Here is a 22084-nt window from a genome sequence, read left to right on the forward strand (position 1 = left end):
ACGGAACGAAGAATGCATCGGCTTTTGCTCCCTGCTGTGCCGGTCGCTTGATGGCGGACGCGGCACCTCTCCCTTTGTCGGGGTGCGTGGTGGGGGTGCGGCATCGACCGCGCGGCCGCACAATACGCGCGATCAAGGGTCGCAAAGGGCGCGGCGGGGCGCCGATTGTTCGCCCGCCGCGCCCTTGCGCAGTTCAATTGCGACGCAGTGCCTCGGCGACTGGCGTGCGTGCAGCCCACCACGCGGGAATCAGCGCAGCCACTGCGGCGGCGGACAGAAAACCGGCCGCAAGGCGCAACTCGGTCACGCCCAGGGTCGCGGGCACGTGCACCCCGGTGTGTGCCGTGAGTACGCTGCTCAACACTGCCGCCGCGCCGTAGCCCAGCAGAACGCCCAGCACGGTGCCGATGCTCAGAAGCACAGCGGCATGCCCCCAGACGACGCTTAGAACAAAGCGCATGGGCGCCCCCACCGCGCGCAGCATTGCCAGCTGGCGCTGGAACAGTCGCGACAGAATCATCAGGCTGACCAGCACTGCAAGGACAACCAAGCCTTGGGTCACGCTGGTCAGAACGGTCACGGCCTGCCGCGCGTCCCCCATCAGTCGGTACAATTCTGCCTGTACCGCGCCGGGCAGGATTGCCATCATGTCGTCAGCTTGGTTCAGCGTGGTGCGCAGGCCGTAGGCCGCGCCCATGCCGCGCGGCACCACCACCACAGCGGGTGTGCCGGGGAACAGCGCGGGATCAAACGGCGCTCCGATGCGCGTGCCTTCCTCGGCCCCGTGTCCATTTGCAAGGCCATGTGTCTCCCACACGGCTTCGATAGGCACGATGACGGCTTGGTCCCACGGCGTTCCGGTGAGGGGGAGACGACCGACCACCTCGAATTCAACGCCTTCATGTGCATCGTGGTCTGCGCCGTGGCCGTGCCCGTGGCTGGGGTGAAAATGGTCACCGATGTGCAGGTCGGATCTTGCGCCCACGACGGCCTCAGACGTGTTGGCGAACAGGCGTCCTTGCACCGCGCCGTGCGCAAGGTGGGTCACGAAATCCGCCACCGTGCCAACGACGGGGGCGCCGTCATGGCTGTCGCCAAAAGCCAGCGGCGCGGCCAGTTGGGCCCGTGGATCTTCGGCAATACTGGCAAAGCGGTCGCCGTCCAGCAGCCCCACGCGGGAGGGTTGAAGGTATACGCTCGCCAGCATCAGATCCATTTCCGAGCCCGGCGTGCCGACCACCAGATCAAAGCCGTCTGCGGCCTGTGCGCTGCCTTCGCGGAGGCCGCGCTCTTGCGCCAACACGGCAATGCCCATGGCCAGAGCCACGGCAATCAGCCCGCCAAACAGGCAGTTCACCAACCGATACCGCCACAGCAGCGCGCGAACCAAGGGACCCGGCGCATACCCGCGGCAGAGCAGAACGGCGACCAGAACAATAGGCGTCAGCAGCAGGACAATCATGCCGGAACCTGTGCCGCCAGGTGCCCATCTGTCACATGCACAACCCTGTCCATCGCGTCGAGCAGATGCGTGTCATGACTGATGGCGATCAGTGTGCGCCCCCTTTCGCGACACGCCGCGACTAGGTCGTGGATGACGCGGTCCGCAGCACTGCGGTCCAGTGCGGCGGTGGGTTCATCGGCCAGAACGACAGCGGGATCTGCTGCCAAGGCGCGTGCGAGAGCGACGCGTTGCCGTTCTCCACCAGAGTAGCTGGCGACGTGGCGTTCCGGGTCGGTCAGGCCAAGTTCACTCAGGTGCTGTTTTGCCCGGTCGGTGATCTCTGCGCGTTCGGTGTGCGGCGCGAACATGGCCGCGAGACGGGCGTTGTCGTGGGCAGAGAGGTCGTCGAACAGCAGGAAATCTTGAAACACCATGCCCATGTTGCGTGCCCGAAAGGCGGTGCGGGCGTGGTCGGATAGTTTGGAAAAATCTGTCTCGCCCCAACGAATGCTGCCTTCCGACGGCACAATCCCGGCAATTGCATGCAGCAGCGTTGTCTTTCCCGCCCCGGATGCGCCGGTGATCCCGAGTAAGGTGCCCGGTGGCACATTCAGGTCCGCGGCCTGGACCAGGACACGGCCACCGGAGCCATTCACGCAGAGGTCGGTCAGAGTTAGTCCGAGTGTCATCGGATATCCTTTTGTCTCATTCAGGGGCGGCTGCAAACCGGTCGCCCGCTTGTCGCGTTGCCGCAGTATTGAATGGGAACAACGCGACGAAAGCGGTCGGACGATCCGTTCAGCGCCCAAATCATGGACGACATGTACTGTTATTTCATAACGCGCCGCAAGCGAGGTGATGTCCCCGAGCGGCGAAGTTCAGCCTGCTTTGAAAGCGGTGACCAAACCGGCCAATGTCACGCCCTCGGTGGCCGCACTGCGCACCACTGCACCCTGCGCGTCCAAAGCTGCGACATAGGCTTGCCCCAACGAATCGTCGCTCAGCACGACAACGTCCTGGCCCAGCCAGTAGGGGCGGGATCCGGCCAGCTCCAGCCCGATCAAAAGACCGGACAAGCGGGCTCGGGCGTGGCCCTTTGGGGGGTCTTCCAGCAAGTCGCGGGCGCGAAGGCTGAACAGCTCCGCCGCGAACCCCGCAGGGCGGCCCATGCCGTCGGCCACGCCATCAAGAAACGCGGCCTCATTCCAGCCATCGGCCGTGGAAAACCGCAGCACCGATTGCTGTGACAGCAGGGCAAACATCTCTCCCGTCATGAAGGTCCGGAAGGAGACAACCTCGCGCGCGCTGATATGCGCCCATTTGGTGTGCGTGCCGGGGAGGCAAAGCACACCGTCGAAGTCCGCGTGACTGGCCAGAAAACCGCCGATCTGGGTTTCTTCGCCGCGCATCACATCGGCGGGCTTGGCTTGTGACAGACCCGGCAGAATGCGCACGTTCAGGCGCGCATCCTTGGTGGGGACCGCCACGCCATGAACCGGCACTTCGCATGGGACGGGGATGTATGGCGCTTCATGCCAGCCCTGACGTGCCCCGGCCATGCCGCAAATCACGACAGGCAAAGGCGCGGGCGCGGTGTCCAGCCAATCGCCGAGCAGGGAAAGTAATGCGGCCTCGAACTCAGAGGCGTGCAGGCGGCCCATGCCCTGATCGCTGTCGCGCCGGGCCAGAACGGTCGCGCCATTCATGGCCCAGACCCGCACATGCGAGGTGCCCCAATCGACGGCGATCCACTCTGGCGCGGTCATGTCGTGTCAGCTGCAGCGTTTTTCGGCGTCTTCAACTGCGGCGGTGAAACCGAGCAGAGAGAAGGTGTCCTGCGTCTTGGTCCCACGCGCCGACACGGCGGTGAGAACGGCAGATGCGCCGCGCTTCATCTGCGTGATGAGCTTTGAGTCGTCTTGCGGTGTCGCAGGCCAGGCCCATTCGCCCTCTGTGTACATTTCGAATTCGCTGTCATCGACTTTGACGTTCACAGTCGATCCCGGTGCAAAGGGATAGCCGCCGGTAAAGGCCACCTGTCCCTGCACATCAGCGCCGGGGCGATAGAACACCATCAACAGGATTTCGCCCCGCGTCACGGCGACCTCGCGGCCATCCTTGGTGTTGAGCATTTCCTTGTAGGTGGTCACGGCCCAGCATTCGCGTGGGTCTTGTCCTTCGAACACCGACCAGTCGGTCATGGCGTCAACGCGGTTCGTGCTGCTTTCCTGTGCCTGCGCAAAAGAAGCGACCAGCGTCAAAGCAGCCGCAGCAACCATCCGACCAAAGTGAGATTTCATTCGTGCAGCCTCCAGCTGTCTTTAGCCCCAAACCAACCGCGTGCCTGGCCCTGTCCCGACCTTGTCCGACACTGTGGCGGTATATTCTCTCGACGGCGGGACTTTAGCCTGAAAAAACGGAAATGAGAAAGCCCTGTTGGCAGAAACTCGCTCAGGGTTCTAAGGTGCATCCTTTGTCCCCCGGATATGGGGGCGCACTCGGAAAAAAGGGGCAGATCATGAGCGCAGTGGAGATGGTAGAGGTCGTCCGGGGACCATTGGCCGAAAGCCGGCATTTCGGCCATGCGGTGATTTGCGACGCCAGCGGCGAGGTGGTCGAGTCGTGGGGCGATCCCGACCAGCAGATCCTGCCGCGCAGTTCGGCCAAGATGTTGCAGGCGTTGCCTTTGGTGGCGTCAGGCGCAGCGGATGCGCACGGACTGTCGACCGAACGGCTGGCCCTGTCATGTGCGTCCCACCAGGGCGCACCGCTGCACAATGACGCCGTGGCCGCGTGGCTTTCCGACATTGGCCGCAGCGAAGAGGATCTGATCTGTGGTGCGGAACCTTCCCGCGACAAGGATTTGCGTCTCGGCATGATCCGGCGCGACGAAGCGCCGCGTCGCCTGATGAACAACTGCTCCGGCAAGCACGCGGGTTTCCTGACGCTGGCCAAGCATTTGGGCGCCGGACCTGACTATTGCTGCCCGGACCAAGCTGTACAGCGTGCAATCAAATCGGTGTTCGAGGAGGTTACAGGGCAGGAAACACCGGGTTACGGCATAGACGGCTGCTCGGCGCCGAATTTCGCCACCACGATGCATGGCATGGCGCGCGCGATGGCGTTCTTTGCCAGCGCCGGGACGCGCGGGGATGTTCTGTCGCGCGCGGCCTCGCGGCTGACGCAGGCGATGATTGCGCATCCGGTGCTTGTGGCGGGCCAAGGGCGCGCCTGCACCCATTTGATGCAGGCGGCCAAAGAGCCTGTGGCGATCAAGACCGGTGCCGAGGGCTATTTCATTGCCATCCTGCCAGAGCGCGGGCTTGGCATTTCGCTGAAGATTGTCGATGGCGCAACGCGCGCTTCTGACTGCGCCATTGCGGCGCTGCTGGTTCGCCTTGGTGTGCTGGACGCCGACCATCCGGATGTGAAGCGCTTCATGAACCCCGAGATCCGCAATTTTGCCAAGACCGTAACCGGCGAGATCCGCCCCAAGGCTGATGTGTTCTGACTGCGTCAGCCAAGCCGGACAATCGGATATGTTTTATTGCCTAAGGCGCAATAAGCCGTAGGGTCCCTTGGTCGGGAGAGGTCTCATGGCACGCCTTGGATCACGGGAGTGCTTTGCTGACACCCGTGAGGCGCTTTGTTCAATCGCGGCGGTCCGACGTTAAGGTTTTGCGTAGCCTTGGAGGTAAAGCAGCGCGGTGAGATCGCCGTGATTGATGCGCAGATCGCATTTCGCCTGAACCGAAGGTTTTGCGTGCAGGGCGACACCCATGCCCGCACGGTTCAACATGCCAAGGTCATTGGCCCCGTCCCCCACCGCGATCACGTCGGCCTCGGTGATTTCTAGCCGTTCGGTTATCTGCTCCAGCGCATCGACCTTGGCCTGTTTGCCCAGGATCGGGCGTCCGACCTCGCCCGTCAACTCGCCGTCCGCGATGACCAACGTGTTGGCGCGGTTTTCGTCAAACCCCAACAGTGCGGAAACCCTCTGTGTAAAGGCTGTGAAGCCGCCAGACACCAACGCCGCGTGGCCGCCGTTTGCATGCATCTGCGCGATCAATTCCTTGCCGCCGGGCATGAGAGTGATGCGGTCGGCGACAACCTTGTCGATCACGCTTTCGGGCAGGCCCTTCAGCAGGGCGACACGTTCGATCAGCGCGCCCTCGAAATCCAGTTCGCCGTTCATGGCGCGCGCGGTGATGTCTTTGACATGCGCGCCGACGCCCGCTTCCTCGGCCAGTTCGTCGATGCACTCCTGTTGGATCATGGTGGAATCCATGTCCGCCAGCAGCATCTTCTTGGCGCGATTTTCGATGGGCACGATGTTCAGATCGGCCTGAGCCGCAACGCTGTCGCGCACCTCGTCAAAGTTCGAAGGACGCGCAGGCAGGGCAAATTCCGCCGCCTCGTCCGGCGCCAGCCAGACCACATCGGCCCCGCCAAAAGCATTGCGCAAGCTTTCCACCAGCGCGGGGTCAAGTGTTCCGGGTTTGGCGATCAGCGAGGCAATGAACATGACGGACTCCATGAGGCGTTTGCGCCGCATCAAGCACAGAACGCGACAAAGGGCCAGAGGCGGTCATTGTCGCGTGACGCAGCATGTTGCGGTCCCGGTCAGTCGACCCGACGCAAAAGCAACTGGCTGTGCTCGGTGCGCGTCTCAAACACCTTGAGCGCCTTGACCAGATCCGACAGCTTGCGCTTACCATAGGTGCGCGTGTCGAAGTCCGGGTTGGCCGCCGTAATCACCTGCCCGATGTCGCCCAGACGGTACCATTCATCGTCGCCGTCTATGCTGTCCATGGCCCGAAAGATCAGGTCGCGCGCTTCTGTCAGCGGGCGCTTGTCGGTCGTCTTTTCCTTGGCTTCCTCGGGCGTGTTGTCGATGTTTTCCAAGTAGATGAAGCGTTTGCACGCCTTGCGGAACGCGTCGGGCGTTTTCTGCATACCCATACCGAAGACATCGAGCCCTTGTTCCCGGATGCGGCTCGCCAGACGGGTGAAATCGCTGTCCGAGCTCACGAGCACAAAACCGTCAAAGCGCCCGGTGTGCATCAGGTCCATTGCATCAATCACCAAAGCGATGTCAGAGGCGTTCTTCCCGACCGTGTTGGCAGGTGAGTGCAGAGGCACGAGGCCATATTCTGCGGCAACCCGGCTCCACCCGTTCATCTGCTGGCTGGCAAAATCGCCGTAAACCCGCCGGACCGAGGCTTCCCCCATGGAGGCGATCTCTTCGAAAAGCGACTTGGCGTATTTCGGCGAAGCATTGTCGCCATCAATCAGAACGGCCAGCAGTCTGGTATCTTTGGGCATGAAGCCTCCGTTGGGTGTCGTGTCAATCGGGCAGGTAGCACGTCCACGGGGATTAGCGAACTGGTGTTGTTATAATCGGCGGTACATCACGAGCGCGTCTATGTCGCCCTGGGTTGGATGTGCGAAGGCGCCGGGCAGGCGGCCCACAGTCTCGAAGCCGGCGCGCAGCCACGTTTCGACAGCGCGTTTGTTGCTTTCCAGCACGAAGTTGTACTGCATCGCGCGGAAGCCCAGCTGCGCCGCGATCTCCAGCGAATGGGCCAGCATTGCTCGGGCAATGCCTTTGCCCCGCGCCGCGTCTGCGGTGACATACCCACAGTTGCAAACATGCGAACCGCCGCCCTTCTGATTCCTGACGATGTAATATGTGCCGAGGATGTCCCCGTCATCATAGACGAAAACACGCCGTTCCGGTCCGAACCAATAGCTCAGCGCGTCTTCGCGACTGATGTCAGGGTCGACCGCATAGGTGTCGCCCGCGCGAAACACGGGTTCGAGAATGGACCAGACGACATCGCGGTCCGCGGTGGTTGCTGCGCGGATCATACGACCCCCTCGGTCTTGATGTTCATGATCTCTCCGCAGTGTTTGCAGTGAACTGCGTCGGCGTCATGCAGGATCAGCCCGCAGTTCTCGCATTCGCAGCGCACCTTGTTGGGGCGGAACAGCACCTGCACCAGCCGCAAGAACAAGGTGATCCCGAACAGCATGACCAGGACAGAAATCATCCGACCCACCGTGCCGGGCAAGGTGATGTCGCCAAATCCGGTGGTCGTCAGCGCGGTGACCGTGAAATACAATGCGTCGGCGTAGTTTTCGATCTCCGGATTTACCCGGTACTGCGTGGCGTAGACCAGACCTGTCATGACAAAGATGAACACCCCAAGGTTGGTGACAGCCAACGCCACGTCAGCATGTCTTCGAATGTAGGGAATATCTCGGCGCAGCTGTTCGCCCAAATGGTAGGTGTGCAGCAGCCGCAGGGTGCGCAGCACGCGCAGGAAGCCCAGGCCCTCCCCTGCCAGTGGTGCAAGAAAAGAGCCGATCGCTATGATGTCTGCCAGGGTGGTCAACCGTGTGAACAGCCGCATCCGGTTTCTCGAAATCCAGACCCGCAGGCCAAATTCGGATAGGATCAGCAGGCCGAAAATGACGTCGATTGCCTCCACGACGGGTCCATGCTGGCTAAAGGATGTGGCGATCACGAAGAGTATCGTGAGAATATCGAAGGCAAGCAGCGCGTATCGGAAACGGTGGGCCGCATCGCTTTCCCCCATATAGAGGGCGCGAATCTTGTTTCTCATGTGGTCCTCCGGTCCTGATGGCGCGCGGCCCGAACTTTGGTTGGTCCTGCGGCAGGTTTCAATGCGCTTCTGCCGGGCGCGCAGTGGCATGACCACTCGGTCGCCCGAAAGCTGACTGGCCGGATCATACGTACGGTCCAACGGCGCTTCGCCAATGTGTGCCGTCAGCGGGCCCGAGATTTGAGCTATGTGTCAGGCACTCTAAGTTGGTGTTGGTACGTTTCCATTGTGTTTCGGACCCTGCGCATAGGTGCTCAGCTGGGCAACAGCGTCGGGATATGTGTCCCAAACCTGCTGCGAATATCGGCGAAGCCCTTCATCCTCACGCGCCTGCCTTTGCCGGATTGGGGCAACTGGTCGTGACCCGATGGAGGGTGCTGGGGGTATCACGTCGGGAATGGCCGGCGGCTTAAACCTACAGCCGTTGTGTTTGGGGCAGGTTGCCCTCCCCCAAACGTGCAGGTGTCCTCAGAACTCGACGACGGCGCGGATGGATTCGCCTTTGTGCATCAGTTCGAAGCCGTGGTTGATCTCGTCCAATGTCAGCTTGTGGGTGATCATTGAGTCGATCTCGATCTTGCCGTCCATGTACCAGTCGACGAATTTCGGCACATCGGTCCGGCCCTTGGCGCCGCCAAAGGCTGTACCCTTCCAGACGCGGCCGGTGACCAGCTGGAACGGACGGGTCGAAATCTCCGCACCCGCCGGGGCCACGCCGATGATGACCGACACGCCCCATCCGCGGTGCGAGCATTCCAGCGCGTCACGCATGACCTTCACGTTGCCGGTCGCATCGAAGGAGTAATCGACGCCGCCTAGGTGGTCTTTCTCCGTCTTGGTGAGGTCGACGATGGCCTGCACCGTGTTGTCTACCTTGGAGGGGTTAACAAAATGCGTCATGCCGAATTTCTTCGCCATTTCAGCCTTGTCGTCGTTCAGATCGACGCCGATGATCTTGTCACAGCCCGCCATGCGCAGGCCCTGGATGACGTTCAGACCGATCCCGCCGAGGCCAAAGACCGCCGCCGTTGACCCAATCTCAACACCCGCCGTGTTAATCACCGCACCGATGCCGGTGGTGACGCCGCAGCCGATGTAGCAGATCTTGTCGAAGGGAGCGTCCTCGCGCACCTTTGCCAGGGCGATTTCCGGCATCACCGTGTGATTGGCGAAGGTGGAACAGCCCATGTAGTGATGAATTGGCGTACCATCCAACATCTTGAAGCGCGTGGTGCCGTCGGGCATCAGGCCCTTGCCTTGCGTGTTGCGGATGGCGGTACACAGGTTGGTCTTGCCCGACAGGCAGGAGGCGCATTCGCGGCATTCCGGAGTGTACAGCGGGATTACGTGATCTCCCGGCTTCAGCGTGGTGACGCCCTCGCCGACCTCAAGCACGACGCCTGCGCCTTCATGGCCCAGAATCGCCGGAAAGATGCCCTCCGGATCGTCGCCCGAGCGGGTGAATTCGTCGGTGTGGCACAGGCCGGTGGCCTTGATCTCAACCAGAACCTCGCCCGCCTTCGGGCCATCCAGTTCAACTTCCATAACCTCAAGCGGTTTGCCGGCCTCCAGGGCCACGGCGGCGCGTGTACGCATGCGATTTCTCCTGTCACATTCTTTCGGGCGGACAATGCGTCACCGGACTGGCAGTCGCAACCGGTTGACCGACCTCTGTGGGGTTCTTTCCGGCATGCCCGCTTGCTGCGCCCGAGACCATTAACCGAATCTTTGAACTTGCCGAGGAGTGTCGAAGGGCAACCAGTGCCGGAGGCGCCATGACCGTTTCATCCCGTATTCCTGTTGACAGCGCGCATACCTGTTCAGAAGAGGCGGCCGTCCATCTGGCCCAGCGGCTTTCCGTGGCCAATCGACCTGATACACTGCGTGAGGATGTCGCTGCGCATTGCGATGACGCTGCGCGTTTGGGAGTGCTTTACGCGTTGCTGATGTTCGATTGCGGGCCAGAGGAACGTCTATACGCCCGAATTGCCCGGCGACGGGAGGCCATGTTGGCGCTTGATCATGCGGAATTGCACTTCAGCATGCAGGCACGGCAGGCCAGCGACGTGCTATCCAGGCAGTTGGCCGATGCGATGCGTCACGCGGCTAAATCCGGGCGTCAGCAGCTTTCGCAAGAGATTGATGATCTGTCTGACCGCCATGCAGAAGAGGCCGCGTTGCGCGACAGTCTATCTGGCATGACACGTCGCTCGGCCTGATTGGGGCATTTAACCGCAGTTCAATCGTTCGATCAGGTCATTCTCATCAAGAAACACGTTGGTGCGGTGTGGGCGGAAATCCTCTGTCTTCATAGCGCCGCGCGGCAGGATGCGCTTCGGATCGGGGATGTCCTCGGCGGCGCTGGCGGGTTGCCCGACAAGGTCGGAAAAATTGCCGGCAGGGCAGGTGGCATCTGGCAGCTTTTCGCTTTGCTGAGCACCCATAACGGGCAGCACGTTCTTGCCATTCGGGGCACCAAGGTTCGGCAGAAGGGTTGCGCCAATCAGAACGGCAGCCAAGCTATGGATCATCTCGTTTCTCCTTTGGAAAAAGAAATGCGCTGGTTTGGTTAGCTTGCCAAGCTGCGCGGTTCATCTTGGCAGGAGTTTGCCTGTTGTACGCTCACACCAGAACGGGGTGCTACGGCCGGGACTCGACTCGTAAGCGCGAATCCGTATAGAACAAATAGGGAACAAATTGCTGCCGCCATGTCTGAACGTCGTATCCTTTCGCTCTGGTTTCCCCGCCTTGGTGCCGAGCGCTGGCAGCGGTCGGAGCCTCATCTGCGCGCGGTGCCGCTCGCTACAATTATGCATGAGGGCAACGCCCAGACCGTGGGGGCGCTGAATGAGGTTGCCAGTTCGGCGGGGCTCTATCCGGGCCAGCCGTTGCGGGATGCTCACGCGGTCTGTGCCGGGCTGCTCACGCGCCCCGCCTGTCCGCATAGTGAAGAGGCCTTTCTTAGCGCGCTGCATCGCTGGGCCGGCAAGTTCTCGCCTTGGGTGGCGGCGCAGCCCCCAGATGCGCTGGTGATCGACCTCACCGGCTGCACGCATCTGTTCGGTGACGAGGTGCAACTGTGCGATCAGGTCACGCAGGAGTGTAGGGATATGGGGCTGACGGTGCGCACCGGGCTGGCGGATACGCTGGGAGCGGCCTGGGCCTTGGCGCGATTTTCCAAGGGGGATCAAAGCCATGCACGTAGCGGAGATGCCATCGACCAAGAGGCCCCGGCCACCCGTGCCAAGGCTGGAAAACGACGCCATTGGGAGCGGGGCGGCACCCTGCCGGGCCTGACCGCGCGCCCTGCGGGAGATACGCGCATTGCCGGATCTGGCGCCGCTTGGTCGGCGTTGGCCCCCTTGCCCGTTGCCGCATTGCGCCTGTCCCCGCATATGCAGGAGGGGTTGATCCGTGTGGGCCTGCGTCAGATCGGAGATTTGCTGAAACAGCCGCGCGCCAGCCTCGCGCGGCGCTTTGGCCGGGGGCTTCTGGAACGTTTGGATCAGGCCGTCGGCAGCGCGCCTGAGCCGATCACCCCGGCTGCCCCAGCGGAGCGGTTCACCTTTCGGCTGTCCTTTCCTGATCCCATCGGGTTGGAGGCGGATGTGACCGAAGGTTTTGCCCGAATGGTCGACCGTCTATGCGCGCGGCTGACAGTGCGAGGGCGCGGCGTGCGCGTCCTGCGGCTGGAAGTCTATCGTTGTGATCACACGATGCATTGGCAGGGGCTGACGCTGGCCAATGCCGTGCAGTCGTCGGACCGGATCATGCCGCTGATCCAACTCAAGATCCCGGAGCTGGAGGCCGGGCCCGGCATCGACATGCTGCGGCTGGAGGCGGTGCAGACCGAACGGATCCATGCGCGCACGGTGGCAGGTCACGCCGAGGCCACCGCGCAGGCTATGCACCGTCGCGATGGCACGCGGGGGATCGAGGATCTGATTGGCCGCCTTGGTGCACGTCTGGGGATGGAGGCGATTACACGCCATCACCCGGCTGACAGCCAAATTCCCGAAAAGATGTGGAAAATCGTGCCTGCCGCGTGGACGGATCCGACAGAGGACTGGCCGGAGGATGACCGCCCGCGGCCGTTGCTGATGTGGCGGCCAGAGCCTGTGACCGCCCCGGACAGTCCGCATATTTCAGAGCAGTTTCGCTGGCGGGGACGAGACTGGCAGGCGGCCACTGCGCGTGGCCCTGAGCGCATCGCTCCGGAATGGTGGCTGGAGGACCCTGATTGGCGGTCGGGTCCGCGCGACTACTGGGATGTGATCACGACTCGCGGCGATCGGCTTTGGCTATTCTACGCCCATGGCGGGGCACTGTCGTCGGGCTGGTTCTGTCAGGGCGCTTTTGCCTGAGCGGGTCAGGGCGCCTGCACCGCGACAGCGGCGATGATGGCGCTGACCGTCACGATGCTGGCGGCGGTGGAGATCAGAATGGAGGCAGACACGCGCTGCGGCGCGACACCATAATGCTGGGCGAGGATGAACACATTCCCCGCCACCGGCAGCGAAGCGGCGGCGATCAGAACCGAGGCGCGATACGCATCCACCGGGAACAGGATGTAGACGCCGATGGCCACGAACAGCGGGTGCAGGATCAGCTTGGCAAAGGACAGCCAGGCGGCAACTTGCAGCTTTTCCGCGCTTTTTCCCGCAAGCGAGGCTCCTATCGCGAACAGCGCGCCCGGCGTAGCGGCGGCGCCCAGCGTGGCAAAGAAGCTGTCCAGCACATCATGTAACCCCAGCCCCGTCGCCGACACGCCCAGCCCCAGTGCAATCGAGACAACCATCGGGTTCTTCAGCAGGCCAATGCCGAGATTGCGAAAGACCCGCAGGGACATGGTGCCTTCGCGTGCGCCGGTGACGATCAGCGTCAGCGCCGAGGAAAACACGATCAGGTCGATGGATAGCACCAGGATGATGGGGCCGACGGCCTCTTGTCCCAACAAAAGCGCCAGCATGGGCACGCCAAGAAAGCCGGTGTTGCCGATGGCCGCACACTGTGCCTCGATCGCGGCAGTGCAGGCGTCTTGTCGCCGCCAGAACGCAACGCCCATCCCTATGGCATAGGCAAAGGTCGTGCCCCAGAGGTAGGCGCTGGCCAGTTTAGGGTCAAAGATCTCGTCGATGGTCAGATTGGCGGAAAACCTGAAAAGCATGGCCGACAGGGCGAAATAAAACACGAACTTCGTCAGGTGAGCCGTGGCCTCCGGGCTGAAAAAGCGTGTGCGCGCCGCGCCGTAGCCCAGCCCGATCAGGCCAAAAAAAGGCAGTGTCTTGAGGAAAATCGCCAACATGGATACGTCGATAGCATGGGGGAGGGCGGCGTCAATGCGCGCCGCGCGGGCTCAGATGATGCTGGGGGCGGATGAGGGCAGAAAGATCACGCCGGTCAGCACATAGCGATGCCGCCCGGTGTCATCCGCGACAGGCAGGAGCACGTCACATGTTTTGTCGTACGCAGGGTCTGGCCCAACGTAGGGAAAGCTGGCTCGCAGGGGCACGCCATCGGTGATGCAGGCTGCAAGCGCGCCCCAGATGCGGGAGCCGGGACCTTTGCCCGGCAACTGTGCGAGTCCCTTGCCGGGGATCTGTTGCGTTCGCCCATTGCGCAGATGCGTGTCGAGGAACAAAAATATAAAGTCGCTGATTGCGCCATCCGCGTCGAAAATGGCTTCGGTCAGGATTGTGCTATGCTCTGACCCTACGAGGTGATGAACCTGTAACTCGGTCATCTTGGGTGAGCGGCCGTCGATCTGAAGTTCGCGCCATTGGAAATAGAGATTACGCAAGGCCATGGGCAGGGTCGAGGGGCGGACGTCCGGTGTATGCATTCTTCGCCCTTCTCTAAGTCCCAGTACATCGGGGCCCTCGTAAATCAGGCAAGAAAATCAGATTCGCGGTTTTGAATGCAATACTGCCATGGTCGCAGACACCGACCTCGCGTCAATACACGCAAAGATTGACAGGCCGCCGCCCGCTCTGGATCATTCCCGGTGGAGGACCCGCCATGACCCGACAGCCAGCCGCCACCGACCTGCTATCTCGCGGGGAAATTCGTGCTTTGTCGCAACGCTCTGATCTGTGGGGCGTATGGCTTGTTTTTCATGCCTGGGGACTGATCCTTGGGTCCGTGTGGATGTTTACCCTGTGGCCGAGCGTGTTGACCTTTGCATTGGCGGTCTTGGTGATTGGGTCGCGGCAGCTAGGGCTGGCGATCTTGATGCACGAGGCGGCGCATAACGCCCTGTTTCGCACGCGGCGCTGGAACGAACAGGTCGGCGCGTGGGTCTGTGGGCGACCGATCCTTGCGGATCTGGCAAGCTACCGGCACTACCATCTGCAACATCACCGCCACACGCAAACGGACCGCGACCCGGACCTGAAACTGTCCAGGCCCTTTCCCACCACGCGCGCATCCCTGCGGCGAAAACTGATCCGTGATCTCACTGGACAAACGGGGGTCAAACAACGTGCCGCCCAGATCGCCTTTGCCTTCAGGCTGGTGGGGGAAACGGACGGCGTGTCGAGCCAGGATCTTGCGCAGGCGTTCTCCGGCCCTGTTCTGGGGCGCGCGTTGATGGTGAACGTCGGCCTGTTTGCACTGTTTTGGGCGATGGAGGCATGGTGGTACTGGCTGGCCTTCTGGCTGTTGCCCTTGCTTACGTGGTTCCAGCTGGTGCTGCGCGTGCGCAACATCGCCGAACATGGCGCGGTAGAGGCCTCGGACGATCCTTTTCGGAACACGCGCACCACTTTGGCCAATCCCTTGGAGAGGTTGCTGGTCGCGCCTTATTGGGTGAACTATCATCTGGAGCATCATCTACTCATGCATGTGCCTGCCTATCGTTTGCCGCGCCTGCATCGCATCTTGCAGCAAAAGGGGCTGAGCACGCGTATGACTGTTGCACCGGGATATATCGACGTATTGCGTCAGGCGAGCGCCAGCAAGCCTGCGCCACCCGCATGAACCACCAGCGTTATTCTCGATATGCCATTCTGACCGCACCGGCGCGCCCGTCCCGCGCGTTGTGGCGTCTTGCTTTGGGCTTTGTGCTGGCGGCTGTGGTAATGTTTGGCCTGGCCCGTGGGGTGATGGCGGTGGTCGGCGTTGTTCTCAGTCCCGATGCAGCGTTCGCGCTTGCCACGGCGATCGAGACCTCTGACACGCCCTTCGGCCTTTTGGCGCTGCTCTTCCTGATGGGGGCCATGGGCCTTGGCACCATCGTTGCGACAGAGGTGGTGAACCGTCGCTCTGCCGCCAGCTTGTTCGGTCCGCTTGGCCTGTTCTGGCCACAGTTCCTGCGTGTCGCGGTCGCGCTGATCGTGTTGAATGTCGTGGTCGCCCTGCTGCCGCCGTGGGCATACTATTCGGATACGACACCGGGCGTGCCTTTGGGGAGGTGGGTGGTACTACTTCCGCTGACGATGCTTGCGCTTCTGGTTCAGACTGGCTCCGAAGAGTTGCTGTTTCGAGGTTACCTGCAAAGCCAACTGGCGGCGCGATTCAGCCATCCGGTTATCTGGCTGACCGTGCCCTCGTTGCTGTTCGCATTGGGCCACCACGCGCCGGAGACTTACGGCAGCAATGCGTGGCTGATCACAGGCTGGGCGTTTGTTTTCGGGCTGGCCGCAGCGGATCTGACAGCACGCTCCGGCAGCTTGGGGCCTGCCATGGCGTTGCACTTGGTGAACAACTTCGGCGCCATTGCAGTGGTTTCGATGCAAGGCGACATGTCGGGGTTGGCACTGGCGAGGCTGCCATTCGGGCCACCGGATGAGGCCGCGGTCGCCGCGATCCTGCCCGTGGATCTTGCCATGATGCTGGCAAGCTGGCTGGCCGCGCGGCTGGCGCTGAGGCTCTGAAACGAAAAACGCGGGGCAGCCGAACTGCCCCGCGTCTGTTTGATCCGAACATTGTCGAAATCAGAAGTCGTAGCCGACAACCGGCTCGAACACGCCGGTCAGGCGGTCAACCGTGGTTTCGCGCGAGGCGGCCTTGTTGCCGATGCTCATGTTGATGCCCACGCGCATGTTGTTCACGTTGTCACCCAGGCCTTCGACGTTGATCGTGCCAAGGTCGGCGAACAGTTTTGCATTTGCACCAACGGAGTAGGCACCGCCGACACGCAGCGATTTCGCCGTCACGGGCGCGCCGATGCCGTCAGCTTCGAGCTTGGACGCGGAACCGTAGGCCATCCACTGCGTGTTGAACGCATAATCGCCAGAGAGGCTGAGTGCCGACAGGTCGACGTCTTCGATCGACATGTGCGCAGCATCAAGGTTCGCAGACCAGTTCGATGCGTCGTAGGACACCGAAAGGATCGTCAGGGGATCGAAGTCGACGTTGAGGTCTTCGTTCACGATATGAGTCGAAAGAGAAGCGGTCACGCCGTAGGTGCTGACGTAGCCGACATGCAGACCGGTCAGGCTGTCGATGCCAAGGGTGTCGTTGTTGTCCAGGCGGGTGTAGCTCAGGCGACCGAAATAGGTGCCGTTGTCATATGCGACGCCCAGTTCCTGTGCGCCCAAATCGAGACCAACGCCGCCGAGGCTGATGGACGCATTTGCTTGCGACAGGTCGGCACGGAACGCGGAGCCAAAGGTGTAGCCTGCGCCGATCTGACCGAACTTCAGCGACAAGGAGCCATTGGCATCTTCGGGGTCGATGGTCAGGCTGGTGCCGGACACCCAGGCGTCGGCGGCGCCAAAGCCGATACCGACTTCACCATGAACCGTCGTCAGGCCGAAATCGCCCGCGTCGTCGTTCCGGAATTCGCCGTAAGAGGCTTCGAACTCACCAAAGGTCAACTCTTGGGCGGACGCTGCTGTGGTGCCAAGTGCCGTCGCGGCCAAAAGAATGTAAACAGATTTCATTAGTCGTACTCCATGCGCAAGTGAACGTTGGATGCGCTGTATCGCGGGCCTCTAGATCCCTGAGGGGGCGTGCGGAAGAGATTTTGGGGGGCGGTGCAGGTCAGGCCGCTCTTGGTGTGGCAAATAGGGCGCGATTTAATTTCCGGCGGGTAAACGCGTGTTCGATATGTGCGAATTGCATTTTGTCGCAGGCAGGCATACATGCGGGGCCAAGCTGAACCATCGGGGTCTCCATGAACTGGATCACCAACTACGTCCGTCCGCGCATCAACTCGATTTTTTCCCGTCGAGAGATACCAGAAAACCTGTGGTCGAAGTGCGACAACTGCGGCACGATGCTGTTCCATCGCGAGATCAGCGATAATCTGAACGTCTGCACGAATTGTTCACATCACATGAACATAACGCCGCGCGACCGTTTCCTGTCGCTGTTCGACGGCGGTGTCTTCGCAGAGGTCGCGGTGCCGGAGCCTGTCGCCGACCCGTTGCAGTTCCGAGATTCCAAAAAGTACCCCGACCGGATGCGTGCCGCGCAAAAATCCACTGGCGAGAAAGAGGCCATGCTGGTCGCCGCCGGGGAAATCGGGCGCACGCCCGTTGTCTGTGCCGCGCAGGATTTCAGCTTCATGGCCGGGTCAATGGGCATGTATGTCGGCAACGCGATCGTTGCCGCAGCGCAAGAGGCTGTAAAGTTGCGCCGTCCGTTGATCTTGTTTTCTGCCGCTGGCGGCGCGCGGATGCAGGAGGGGATCTTGTCCCTGATGCAGATGCCGCGCACCACCGTGGCCGTTCAGATGCTGCGCGAGGCCGGTTTGCCCTACATCGTGGTGCTGACACATCCGACGACGGGTGGGGTGACGGCGTCTTACGCGATGCTGGGCGACGTTCAGATTGCAGAGCCAAACGCGCTTATCTGCTTTGCCGGGCCGCGTGTGATCGAACAGACTATCCGTGAAAAGCTGCCCGAGGGCTTTCAGCGTGCGGAATATCTGCTGGAGCACGGAATGCTTGACCGCGTCACCGACCGTCGCGAGATGCGCAAGGAGCTGATCGTTCTGTGCCGGCAACTGATGAAGATGCCGCCGCCCACATGGGGTGACTTGCCCAAACCCGGCTCGGAAGAGCTGTCCCCAGAGGCCAATATCGCGCCGGACTCCGCCCCGAAGGCCTGATATCGTCAAGGATTTCCAGAGATGGACACCCAAGGGTCTGACCTGATCCTCGAGCGTCTGATGACGCTGCATCCCAAAGTCATTGACCTTGTGCTTGACCGTGTCTGGCGCCTGCTTGAGGCGCTGGATCACCCGGAGCGCAAGCTGCCCCCGGTGATCCACCTCGCAGGCACCAATGGCAAGGGGTCGACCCAAGCGATGATCCGAGCCGGGTTGGAAGCCGCAGGTCAGCGTGTGCATGCCTATACCTCGCCGCATCTGGTGCGCTTTCACGAGCGCATTCGTCTGGCGGGCGATTTGATTTCCGAAGATGCGCTGATGGCCGCGCTGGACGAATGCGAGGCGGCCAACGGTGGTGCGTCGATCACGTATTTCGAGATCACCACTTGCGCCGGGTTGCTGGCCATGTCGCGCGTGCCTGCCGATTACACGCTGTTGGAAACAGGGCTTGGTGGGCGGTTGGACGCGACCAACGTGGTGGCCCAGCCCGCCATGACAGTTCTGACACCGATCTCGATGGACCATGAGCAATTCCTTGGTGATACGCTGGCCAAGATCGCAGGCGAAAAGGCCGGCATCATCAAGCGCGGCGTTCCTTGCGTGGTTGGACCGCAACCCGATGAGGCGCTCGAAGTGATCGAGGCGCAAGCGGCGCGGCTCGGTGCGCCGCTGTTGGCGCATGGCCAGCACTGGCACGCGTTCGAAGAGCGTGGCCGCCTGATCTATCAAGACGAAACCGGACTGCTGGACCTGCCTTTGCCCTCGCTGCCCGGCGCGCATCAGATCGAAAACGCGGGCGCCGCGCTGGCCGTTCTGCGCCATCTGAACGTGGGCGAGGCGGCCTTTGAAGGGGCCGTGACGGATGCGAAGTGGCCTGCCCGAATGCAACGCTTGCGCCACGGGCCTTTGTCTGAGGCCGCCCCGAATATAGAGCTTTGGCTTGACGGCGGGCACAACCCAGCCGCGGGAGAGGCGATGGCCCGCCATCTCGCAACGCTGAAAAAACGCCCGACCTATTTGATCTGCGGTATGCTGAATACAAAGGATGCGCGCGGATTTCTGCGGCCAGTCTCCCTACAGGCAGAGGGGCTGTTCGCCGTTTCGATCCCCGGCGAAGCAAACACACTTTCGGCGGATGACACGGCTGCAATCGCCGCCGAGGTTGGTTTTGACGCTACGATTTCAGAAAGCGTAAACAGTGCTTTGGCGCATATTTCCGGTGTTTCGCCTTATGCGCGTGTGGTGATTTGCGGCTCGCTTTATCTAGCCGGGCAAGTGCTGAGGCGTAACGGTTGACACATCAAGGGTGATACAATAGCCAGAAATACGTATTTACTGAACTAAGCAAGGGATCGTACCGAAATGCCGTTCCGCCTTGCTTGTTTCTCAGACGCCATGATGCTCGTTACGCACTGGGATGGTCGTGTCACCGTTGGCGATCTGGCGCGAGGCTACGATGCCTACCGGCAACATCCCGAGGTCGACCACGTTACCAAGCATCTGCAGGATTTGCGCAGCGTCGAGGATCTGGCCGTGTTTCGAGACGGGCTGATGATGTTGGCGGATGTGGTGCGCCAGGACAGCGCCAGCAGAGTCATTCCATGCATGACCGCCTTCGTCGTCCGGGATGTGCGTTTTCTTTCCGAACTTCTCAACTACGCCGCTGATTTGTCGCGCGCTCCGGCGCTGACCGCCCGTGTGTTTGACGACCTGGCCGTCGCGCTCACATGGCTTGGTGTTTCCCCGGATTTCGACATCGTTTCCATTTGAGGTCGGCGGAGGCAGGCGGTAGGCATCATCAAATGGTGTGTATGTTGACTGAATCCCGTACTTTGGCCTATATCTGTGGACAAATACAAGGGTTAGTGGCCTGCCAAGGGCCCGCAGAGGACGAGCAGTAATGGTGAAAGGTCTTTTTCCGACCGTTTGTGCCGCCATGGTCTTGGCGCTGCCCGCCTATGGTCAATCCAGTCGTATCACGCAGGACATGGCCGATTTCGAGACATCGATGAATGGTCAAACCTTGCGTGTTCAGCGAAATGGGGCGGCCTGCCCGCCGTCCTGTGTGCAGCCAATGCAGGCGGCCTCAGGCGTTGTGACTGTCGCCGAACTCGAAGTGTTGGATTTCCTCGATCTGTTTGTCTCCTCGGGGCAAGGCCTGTTGGTGGACGTGCGTTTCCCGGATGGATTTGCGTCTGGGACCGTTCCGGGTGCGGTCAATGTGCCGGAAGCGACGCTGCGGTCAGACAACCCTTACCGGGAGGATCTGCTCAGCGCGCTGGGCGTGCGCAGTGGGGACTTCTCCAGTGCTTTCGATCTTGTGATCCTTGCCGGTGGTCCGGACGATGCGCAGGCCCCCGAAGCGGTGCGCGCCTTGCTGGAGGCTGGCTATCCAGAGACCAAGTTGAAGTACTACAGGGGTGGCGTTGCCGCATGGCGAGGGCTGGGTCTGGACCTGGCGACGGGCCAATGAAGTCACGGTCGGGACGGGGGAAGCAGGCATGATCCGTATGGTCCTTTTCGCACTGGGGTTTTTGGCAATCACGTTAACATTGCTCGTTCTGCAGCCGGGCGCGCAGAAATCCGCGAATGATCCGACGTCTGGTCAGGTTGCGGTCACACGCGCGCAACCGGCGTTGACGGCTGTAGAGACTGACCTTGAGGACGCTGTCGCCGCTGCTTTGACACGGCAGGGAATAGTAGACTCCGCGCCAGAGCCAGAAGTCGCTCGTGTTGCGCCCGCCACGCGCCGTCCGCTCCCCTCCGCCGTCGTGCCGGTGGATGATCAGGAACTGCGGCGCATGACATGGGAAACGCTGTCCAGTCTGAACCAGGCTACGGGGCGTGACAGCGCTCCGGGCCAGCCGGGCAGCCTCCTGCACACGATCGTGCGTCGCTCGCTCGACGGAACATCTGCCAAGGGCAGCACCGCGGAGACCGGTGTTTACGTGGTCCAGTCGGGGGATAGCCTCGTGTCGATAGCGGAGCGGATCTATGGTGACGTCAACATGACCGGCCCGCTGTTCGCCGCCAATCAAGCGATTCTGTCTCGTCCCGATGACCTGCGTGCAGGTCAGACCTTGGTGTTGCCGAAGCGCTAAGGCTCTACCCTTCGATCAGCGTGATGCGTAATTGAGCACATTTAGAACTTGCATCTATATGTTGACGCATAGAGGGCGATTCGCCTATGCTGTTTGAAACCATGCGGACTGCCAACCGTCGCGTGGATTTCGAGGGATGTTTACCATGATTTCGCGCTGCGAATTGTCCGGTCTTCTGGCCGGTGTCGGGCTTGTTGCGAGCTTCGCCCCATGATCAGGGCCATTCTCCTGGCCGTCGGATTCGCTGCCTGCACCTTTGCGCTGCTGTGGACGGTTGGTGATCTGACCGAGCGCAAGGCCCCCACCGATCAAGTCAGCCGCGCCACACCGGACGTCATGGGCCTTCAGCCTGCTACATCAGCTACGGCCGAGGCCGGCTATACCGAACAGGCTGCGCTCTCCGATGTCCGTCCCATGGCGCGGCCGGATCTTCGCCAGCCGCTTCCTGTTCAAAATGCGACCCAGGTGTCTGTCGCGCCACAAATCGACAACGTCATCGAAGCCATGGGCTACGGTATTCTCGAAGAGCTCAAAAAGCCGTCAAGCCGCACGCCGGCTCGGGTACAGCCACAAGAGGTTGCCGTTGTAGTACCTGTAAACTCTGTAGAACCGATCAGCGCAGCGCGCAGCTATACTGTCAAACCCGGAGATAGTCTGCCCGGCATCGCCTTTCGGTTTTATGGCACCACAGTCGCTTATTTGCAGATCCTCGACGCGAACAAGGACGTGGTACGTGATCCGGCCGCGTTGCGCGCCGGCATGGTGCTGACCATTCCAGACTAAATTAGATTAGGCAGAAGAACCTATATCGAGCAAAGACCAAGCAGGGCTCTTCGGAGCCCTGCCGCCCGTT

General features: G+C 61.5%; 24 protein-coding genes. 11 read left to right on the forward strand and 13 right to left on the reverse strand.

The features are described from left to right. Positions 1-193 precede the first annotated feature (193 nt). The 4 genes from J4E08_RS05475 to J4E08_RS05490 form a co-directional block, all read right to left on the reverse strand. On the reverse strand, positions 194-1462 hold the full coding sequence (locus J4E08_RS05475) for an FtsX-like permease family protein (RefSeq protein ID WP_349537621.1): 1269 nt from the start codon (positions 1460-1462) through the stop codon (positions 194-196). After that, entirely contained in the window at positions 1459-2133 is a 675-nt protein-coding gene (locus J4E08_RS05480; protein WP_349537622.1) for an ABC transporter ATP-binding protein, read from the reverse strand. Before J4E08_RS05480 ends, J4E08_RS05475 begins: the two co-directional genes overlap by 4 nt. A 189-nt stretch (positions 2134-2322) precedes the next feature. Next, positions 2323-3210, reverse strand: coding sequence for a 2-dehydro-3-deoxygalactonokinase (locus tag J4E08_RS05485; protein WP_349537623.1), 888 nt, complete (start codon positions 3208-3210; stop codon positions 2323-2325). 6 nt (positions 3211-3216) lie between these two features. Then, the gene (locus J4E08_RS05490) at positions 3217-3744 is read right to left on the reverse strand and encodes an invasion associated locus B family protein (protein ID WP_183962543.1); all 528 of its coding nucleotides are present in this window, start codon (positions 3742-3744) and stop codon (positions 3217-3219) included. Positions 3745-3962: 218 nt separating this feature from the next. Here J4E08_RS05490 and J4E08_RS05495 point away from each other — a divergent pair, with 218 nt between their 5' ends. After that, positions 3963-4955 (forward strand): asparaginase, encoded by a 993-nt coding sequence (locus tag J4E08_RS05495; protein WP_349537624.1) that lies wholly within the window; start codon positions 3963-3965, stop codon positions 4953-4955. Positions 4956-5114: 159 nt separating this feature from the next. Here J4E08_RS05495 and serB read toward each other — a convergent pair whose 3' ends face one another. The 5 genes from serB to J4E08_RS05520 form a co-directional block, all read right to left on the reverse strand. Then, complete coding sequence (serB, locus tag J4E08_RS05500; RefSeq protein ID WP_349537625.1) at positions 5115-5969, reverse strand: phosphoserine phosphatase SerB; 855 nt, start codon at positions 5967-5969, stop codon at positions 5115-5117. A gap of 98 nt (positions 5970-6067) precedes the next feature. Continuing rightward, positions 6068-6769, reverse strand: coding sequence for an NYN domain-containing protein (locus tag J4E08_RS05505; RefSeq protein WP_183962545.1), 702 nt, complete (start codon positions 6767-6769; stop codon positions 6068-6070). A gap of 69 nt (positions 6770-6838) precedes the next feature. Then, positions 6839-7315 (reverse strand): GNAT family N-acetyltransferase, encoded by a 477-nt coding sequence (locus J4E08_RS05510; protein ID WP_349537626.1) that lies wholly within the window; start codon positions 7313-7315, stop codon positions 6839-6841. Next, positions 7312-8073, reverse strand: a complete 762-nt coding sequence (locus tag J4E08_RS05515; RefSeq protein ID WP_183962547.1) for a potassium channel family protein — start codon at positions 8071-8073, stop codon at positions 7312-7314. The genes J4E08_RS05510 and J4E08_RS05515 overlap by 4 nt, the downstream gene beginning before the upstream one ends. 468 nt (positions 8074-8541) lie before the next feature. Further along, a complete protein-coding gene (locus J4E08_RS05520; RefSeq protein ID WP_183962548.1) occupies positions 8542-9669 on the reverse strand; it encodes an S-(hydroxymethyl)glutathione dehydrogenase/class III alcohol dehydrogenase in 1128 nt (375 codons plus the stop codon). Between the two features lie 179 nt (positions 9670-9848). Here J4E08_RS05520 and J4E08_RS05525 point away from each other — a divergent pair, with 179 nt between their 5' ends. Next, complete coding sequence (locus J4E08_RS05525) at positions 9849-10292, forward strand: hypothetical protein (RefSeq protein ID WP_349537627.1); 444 nt, start codon at positions 9849-9851, stop codon at positions 10290-10292. A 9-nt stretch (positions 10293-10301) separates the two neighbouring features. Here J4E08_RS05525 and J4E08_RS05530 read toward each other — a convergent pair whose 3' ends face one another. Continuing rightward, the gene (locus tag J4E08_RS05530) at positions 10302-10604 is read right to left on the reverse strand and encodes an I78 family peptidase inhibitor (protein WP_349537628.1); all 303 of its coding nucleotides are present in this window, start codon (positions 10602-10604) and stop codon (positions 10302-10304) included. A gap of 177 nt (positions 10605-10781) precedes the next feature. On the opposite strand from J4E08_RS05530, the gene J4E08_RS05535 reads away from it, so the two are divergent. Beyond that, on the forward strand, positions 10782-12437 hold the full coding sequence (locus J4E08_RS05535) for a Y-family DNA polymerase (protein WP_349537629.1): 1656 nt from the start codon (positions 10782-10784) through the stop codon (positions 12435-12437). Positions 12438-12442: 5 nt separating this feature from the next. Here J4E08_RS05535 and J4E08_RS05540 read toward each other — a convergent pair whose 3' ends face one another. Then, a complete protein-coding gene (locus J4E08_RS05540) occupies positions 12443-13378 on the reverse strand; it encodes an AEC family transporter (protein ID WP_183962551.1) in 936 nt (311 codons plus the stop codon). Positions 13379-13429: 51 nt separating this feature from the next. Next, positions 13430-13915 (reverse strand): hypothetical protein, encoded by a 486-nt coding sequence (locus J4E08_RS05545; RefSeq protein ID WP_349537630.1) that lies wholly within the window; start codon positions 13913-13915, stop codon positions 13430-13432. Positions 13916-14091: 176 nt separating this feature from the next. On the opposite strand from J4E08_RS05545, the gene J4E08_RS05550 reads away from it, so the two are divergent. Both J4E08_RS05550 and J4E08_RS05555 read left to right on the forward strand, forming a co-directional pair. Beyond that, the gene (locus J4E08_RS05550) at positions 14092-15051 is read left to right on the forward strand and encodes a fatty acid desaturase family protein (protein WP_349537631.1); all 960 of its coding nucleotides are present in this window, start codon (positions 14092-14094) and stop codon (positions 15049-15051) included. Further along, the gene (locus tag J4E08_RS05555; RefSeq protein ID WP_349537632.1) at positions 15048-15947 is read left to right on the forward strand and encodes a CPBP family intramembrane glutamic endopeptidase; all 900 of its coding nucleotides are present in this window, start codon (positions 15048-15050) and stop codon (positions 15945-15947) included. Before J4E08_RS05550 ends, J4E08_RS05555 begins: the two co-directional genes overlap by 4 nt. Before the next feature lie 60 nt (positions 15948-16007). Here J4E08_RS05555 and J4E08_RS05560 read toward each other — a convergent pair whose 3' ends face one another. Continuing rightward, on the reverse strand, positions 16008-16958 hold the full coding sequence (locus J4E08_RS05560) for a hypothetical protein (RefSeq protein ID WP_349537633.1): 951 nt from the start codon (positions 16956-16958) through the stop codon (positions 16008-16010). 233 nt (positions 16959-17191) lie between these two features. Between J4E08_RS05560 and accD the strand changes: the two genes are divergently transcribed. From accD to J4E08_RS05590, 6 genes are all read left to right on the forward strand, one after another. Continuing rightward, positions 17192-18130, forward strand: coding sequence for an acetyl-CoA carboxylase, carboxyltransferase subunit beta (gene accD, locus J4E08_RS05565; RefSeq protein ID WP_349537634.1), 939 nt, complete (start codon positions 17192-17194; stop codon positions 18128-18130). A 21-nt stretch (positions 18131-18151) separates the two neighbouring features. Next, positions 18152-19426 carry a bifunctional folylpolyglutamate synthase/dihydrofolate synthase gene (locus tag J4E08_RS05570; RefSeq protein WP_349537635.1) on the forward strand — a complete coding sequence of 425 codons (1275 nt, stop codon included), beginning with the start codon at positions 18152-18154 and terminating at the stop codon, positions 19424-19426. A 99-nt stretch (positions 19427-19525) separates the two neighbouring features. After that, on the forward strand, positions 19526-19900 hold the full coding sequence (locus J4E08_RS05575) for a hypothetical protein (protein ID WP_344716577.1): 375 nt from the start codon (positions 19526-19528) through the stop codon (positions 19898-19900). 130 nt (positions 19901-20030) lie between these two features. Continuing rightward, on the forward strand, positions 20031-20603 hold the full coding sequence (locus tag J4E08_RS05580) for a rhodanese-like domain-containing protein (protein WP_349537636.1): 573 nt from the start codon (positions 20031-20033) through the stop codon (positions 20601-20603). 28 nt (positions 20604-20631) lie between these two features. Further along, entirely contained in the window at positions 20632-21231 is a 600-nt protein-coding gene (locus J4E08_RS05585) for a LysM peptidoglycan-binding domain-containing protein (RefSeq protein ID WP_349537637.1), read from the forward strand. A gap of 210 nt (positions 21232-21441) precedes the next feature. Further along, complete coding sequence (locus J4E08_RS05590) at positions 21442-22014, forward strand: LysM peptidoglycan-binding domain-containing protein (RefSeq protein WP_349537638.1); 573 nt, start codon at positions 21442-21444, stop codon at positions 22012-22014. Positions 22015-22084: the final 70 nt, after the last annotated feature.

Origin of the sequence: Sagittula sp. NFXS13 (genome assembly GCF_040148795.1) — a bacterium.
Taxonomy (GTDB): Bacteria; Pseudomonadota; Alphaproteobacteria; order Rhodobacterales; family Rhodobacteraceae; genus Sagittula; species Sagittula marina.

Coding starts and splice junctions, on each gene's coding strand:
- J4E08_RS05495 (WP_349537624.1), top strand. CDS start 3,963: ATGAGCGCAGTGGAGATGGTAGAGGTCGTCCGGGGACCATTGGCCGAA.
- J4E08_RS05580 (WP_349537636.1), top strand. CDS start 20,031: ATGGTGAAAGGTCTTTTTCCGACCGTTTGTGCCGCCATGGTCTTGGCG.
- J4E08_RS05490 (WP_183962543.1), bottom strand. CDS start 3,744: ATGAAATCTCACTTTGGTCGGATGGTTGCTGCGGCTGCTTTGACGCTG.
- J4E08_RS05575 (WP_344716577.1), top strand. CDS start 19,526: ATGATGCTCGTTACGCACTGGGATGGTCGTGTCACCGTTGGCGATCTG.
- J4E08_RS05560 (WP_349537633.1), bottom strand. CDS start 16,958: ATGAAATCTGTTTACATTCTTTTGGCCGCGACGGCACTTGGCACCACA.
- J4E08_RS05480 (WP_349537622.1), bottom strand. CDS start 2,133: ATGACACTCGGACTAACTCTGACCGACCTCTGCGTGAATGGCTCCGGT.
- J4E08_RS05485 (WP_349537623.1), bottom strand. CDS start 3,210: ATGACCGCGCCAGAGTGGATCGCCGTCGATTGGGGCACCTCGCATGTG.
- J4E08_RS05590 (WP_349537638.1), top strand. CDS start 21,442: ATGATCAGGGCCATTCTCCTGGCCGTCGGATTCGCTGCCTGCACCTTT.
- J4E08_RS05535 (WP_349537629.1), top strand. CDS start 10,782: ATGTCTGAACGTCGTATCCTTTCGCTCTGGTTTCCCCGCCTTGGTGCC.
- J4E08_RS05570 (WP_349537635.1), top strand. CDS start 18,152: ATGGACACCCAAGGGTCTGACCTGATCCTCGAGCGTCTGATGACGCTG.
- J4E08_RS05475 (WP_349537621.1), bottom strand. CDS start 1,462: ATGATTGTCCTGCTGCTGACGCCTATTGTTCTGGTCGCCGTTCTGCTC.
- accD (WP_349537634.1), top strand. CDS start 17,192: ATGAACTGGATCACCAACTACGTCCGTCCGCGCATCAACTCGATTTTT.
- J4E08_RS05520 (WP_183962548.1), bottom strand. CDS start 9,669: ATGCGTACACGCGCCGCCGTGGCCCTGGAGGCCGGCAAACCGCTTGAG.
- J4E08_RS05510 (WP_349537626.1), bottom strand. CDS start 7,315: ATGATCCGCGCAGCAACCACCGCGGACCGCGATGTCGTCTGGTCCATT.
- J4E08_RS05530 (WP_349537628.1), bottom strand. CDS start 10,604: ATGATCCATAGCTTGGCTGCCGTTCTGATTGGCGCAACCCTTCTGCCG.
- J4E08_RS05545 (WP_349537630.1), bottom strand. CDS start 13,915: ATGCATACACCGGACGTCCGCCCCTCGACCCTGCCCATGGCCTTGCGT.
- serB (WP_349537625.1), bottom strand. CDS start 5,969: ATGTTCATTGCCTCGCTGATCGCCAAACCCGGAACACTTGACCCCGCG.
- J4E08_RS05525 (WP_349537627.1), top strand. CDS start 9,849: ATGACCGTTTCATCCCGTATTCCTGTTGACAGCGCGCATACCTGTTCA.
- J4E08_RS05555 (WP_349537632.1), top strand. CDS start 15,048: ATGAACCACCAGCGTTATTCTCGATATGCCATTCTGACCGCACCGGCG.
- J4E08_RS05505 (WP_183962545.1), bottom strand. CDS start 6,769: ATGCCCAAAGATACCAGACTGCTGGCCGTTCTGATTGATGGCGACAAT.
- J4E08_RS05515 (WP_183962547.1), bottom strand. CDS start 8,073: ATGAGAAACAAGATTCGCGCCCTCTATATGGGGGAAAGCGATGCGGCC.
- J4E08_RS05550 (WP_349537631.1), top strand. CDS start 14,092: ATGACCCGACAGCCAGCCGCCACCGACCTGCTATCTCGCGGGGAAATT.
- J4E08_RS05585 (WP_349537637.1), top strand. CDS start 20,632: ATGATCCGTATGGTCCTTTTCGCACTGGGGTTTTTGGCAATCACGTTA.
- J4E08_RS05540 (WP_183962551.1), bottom strand. CDS start 13,378: ATGTTGGCGATTTTCCTCAAGACACTGCCTTTTTTTGGCCTGATCGGG.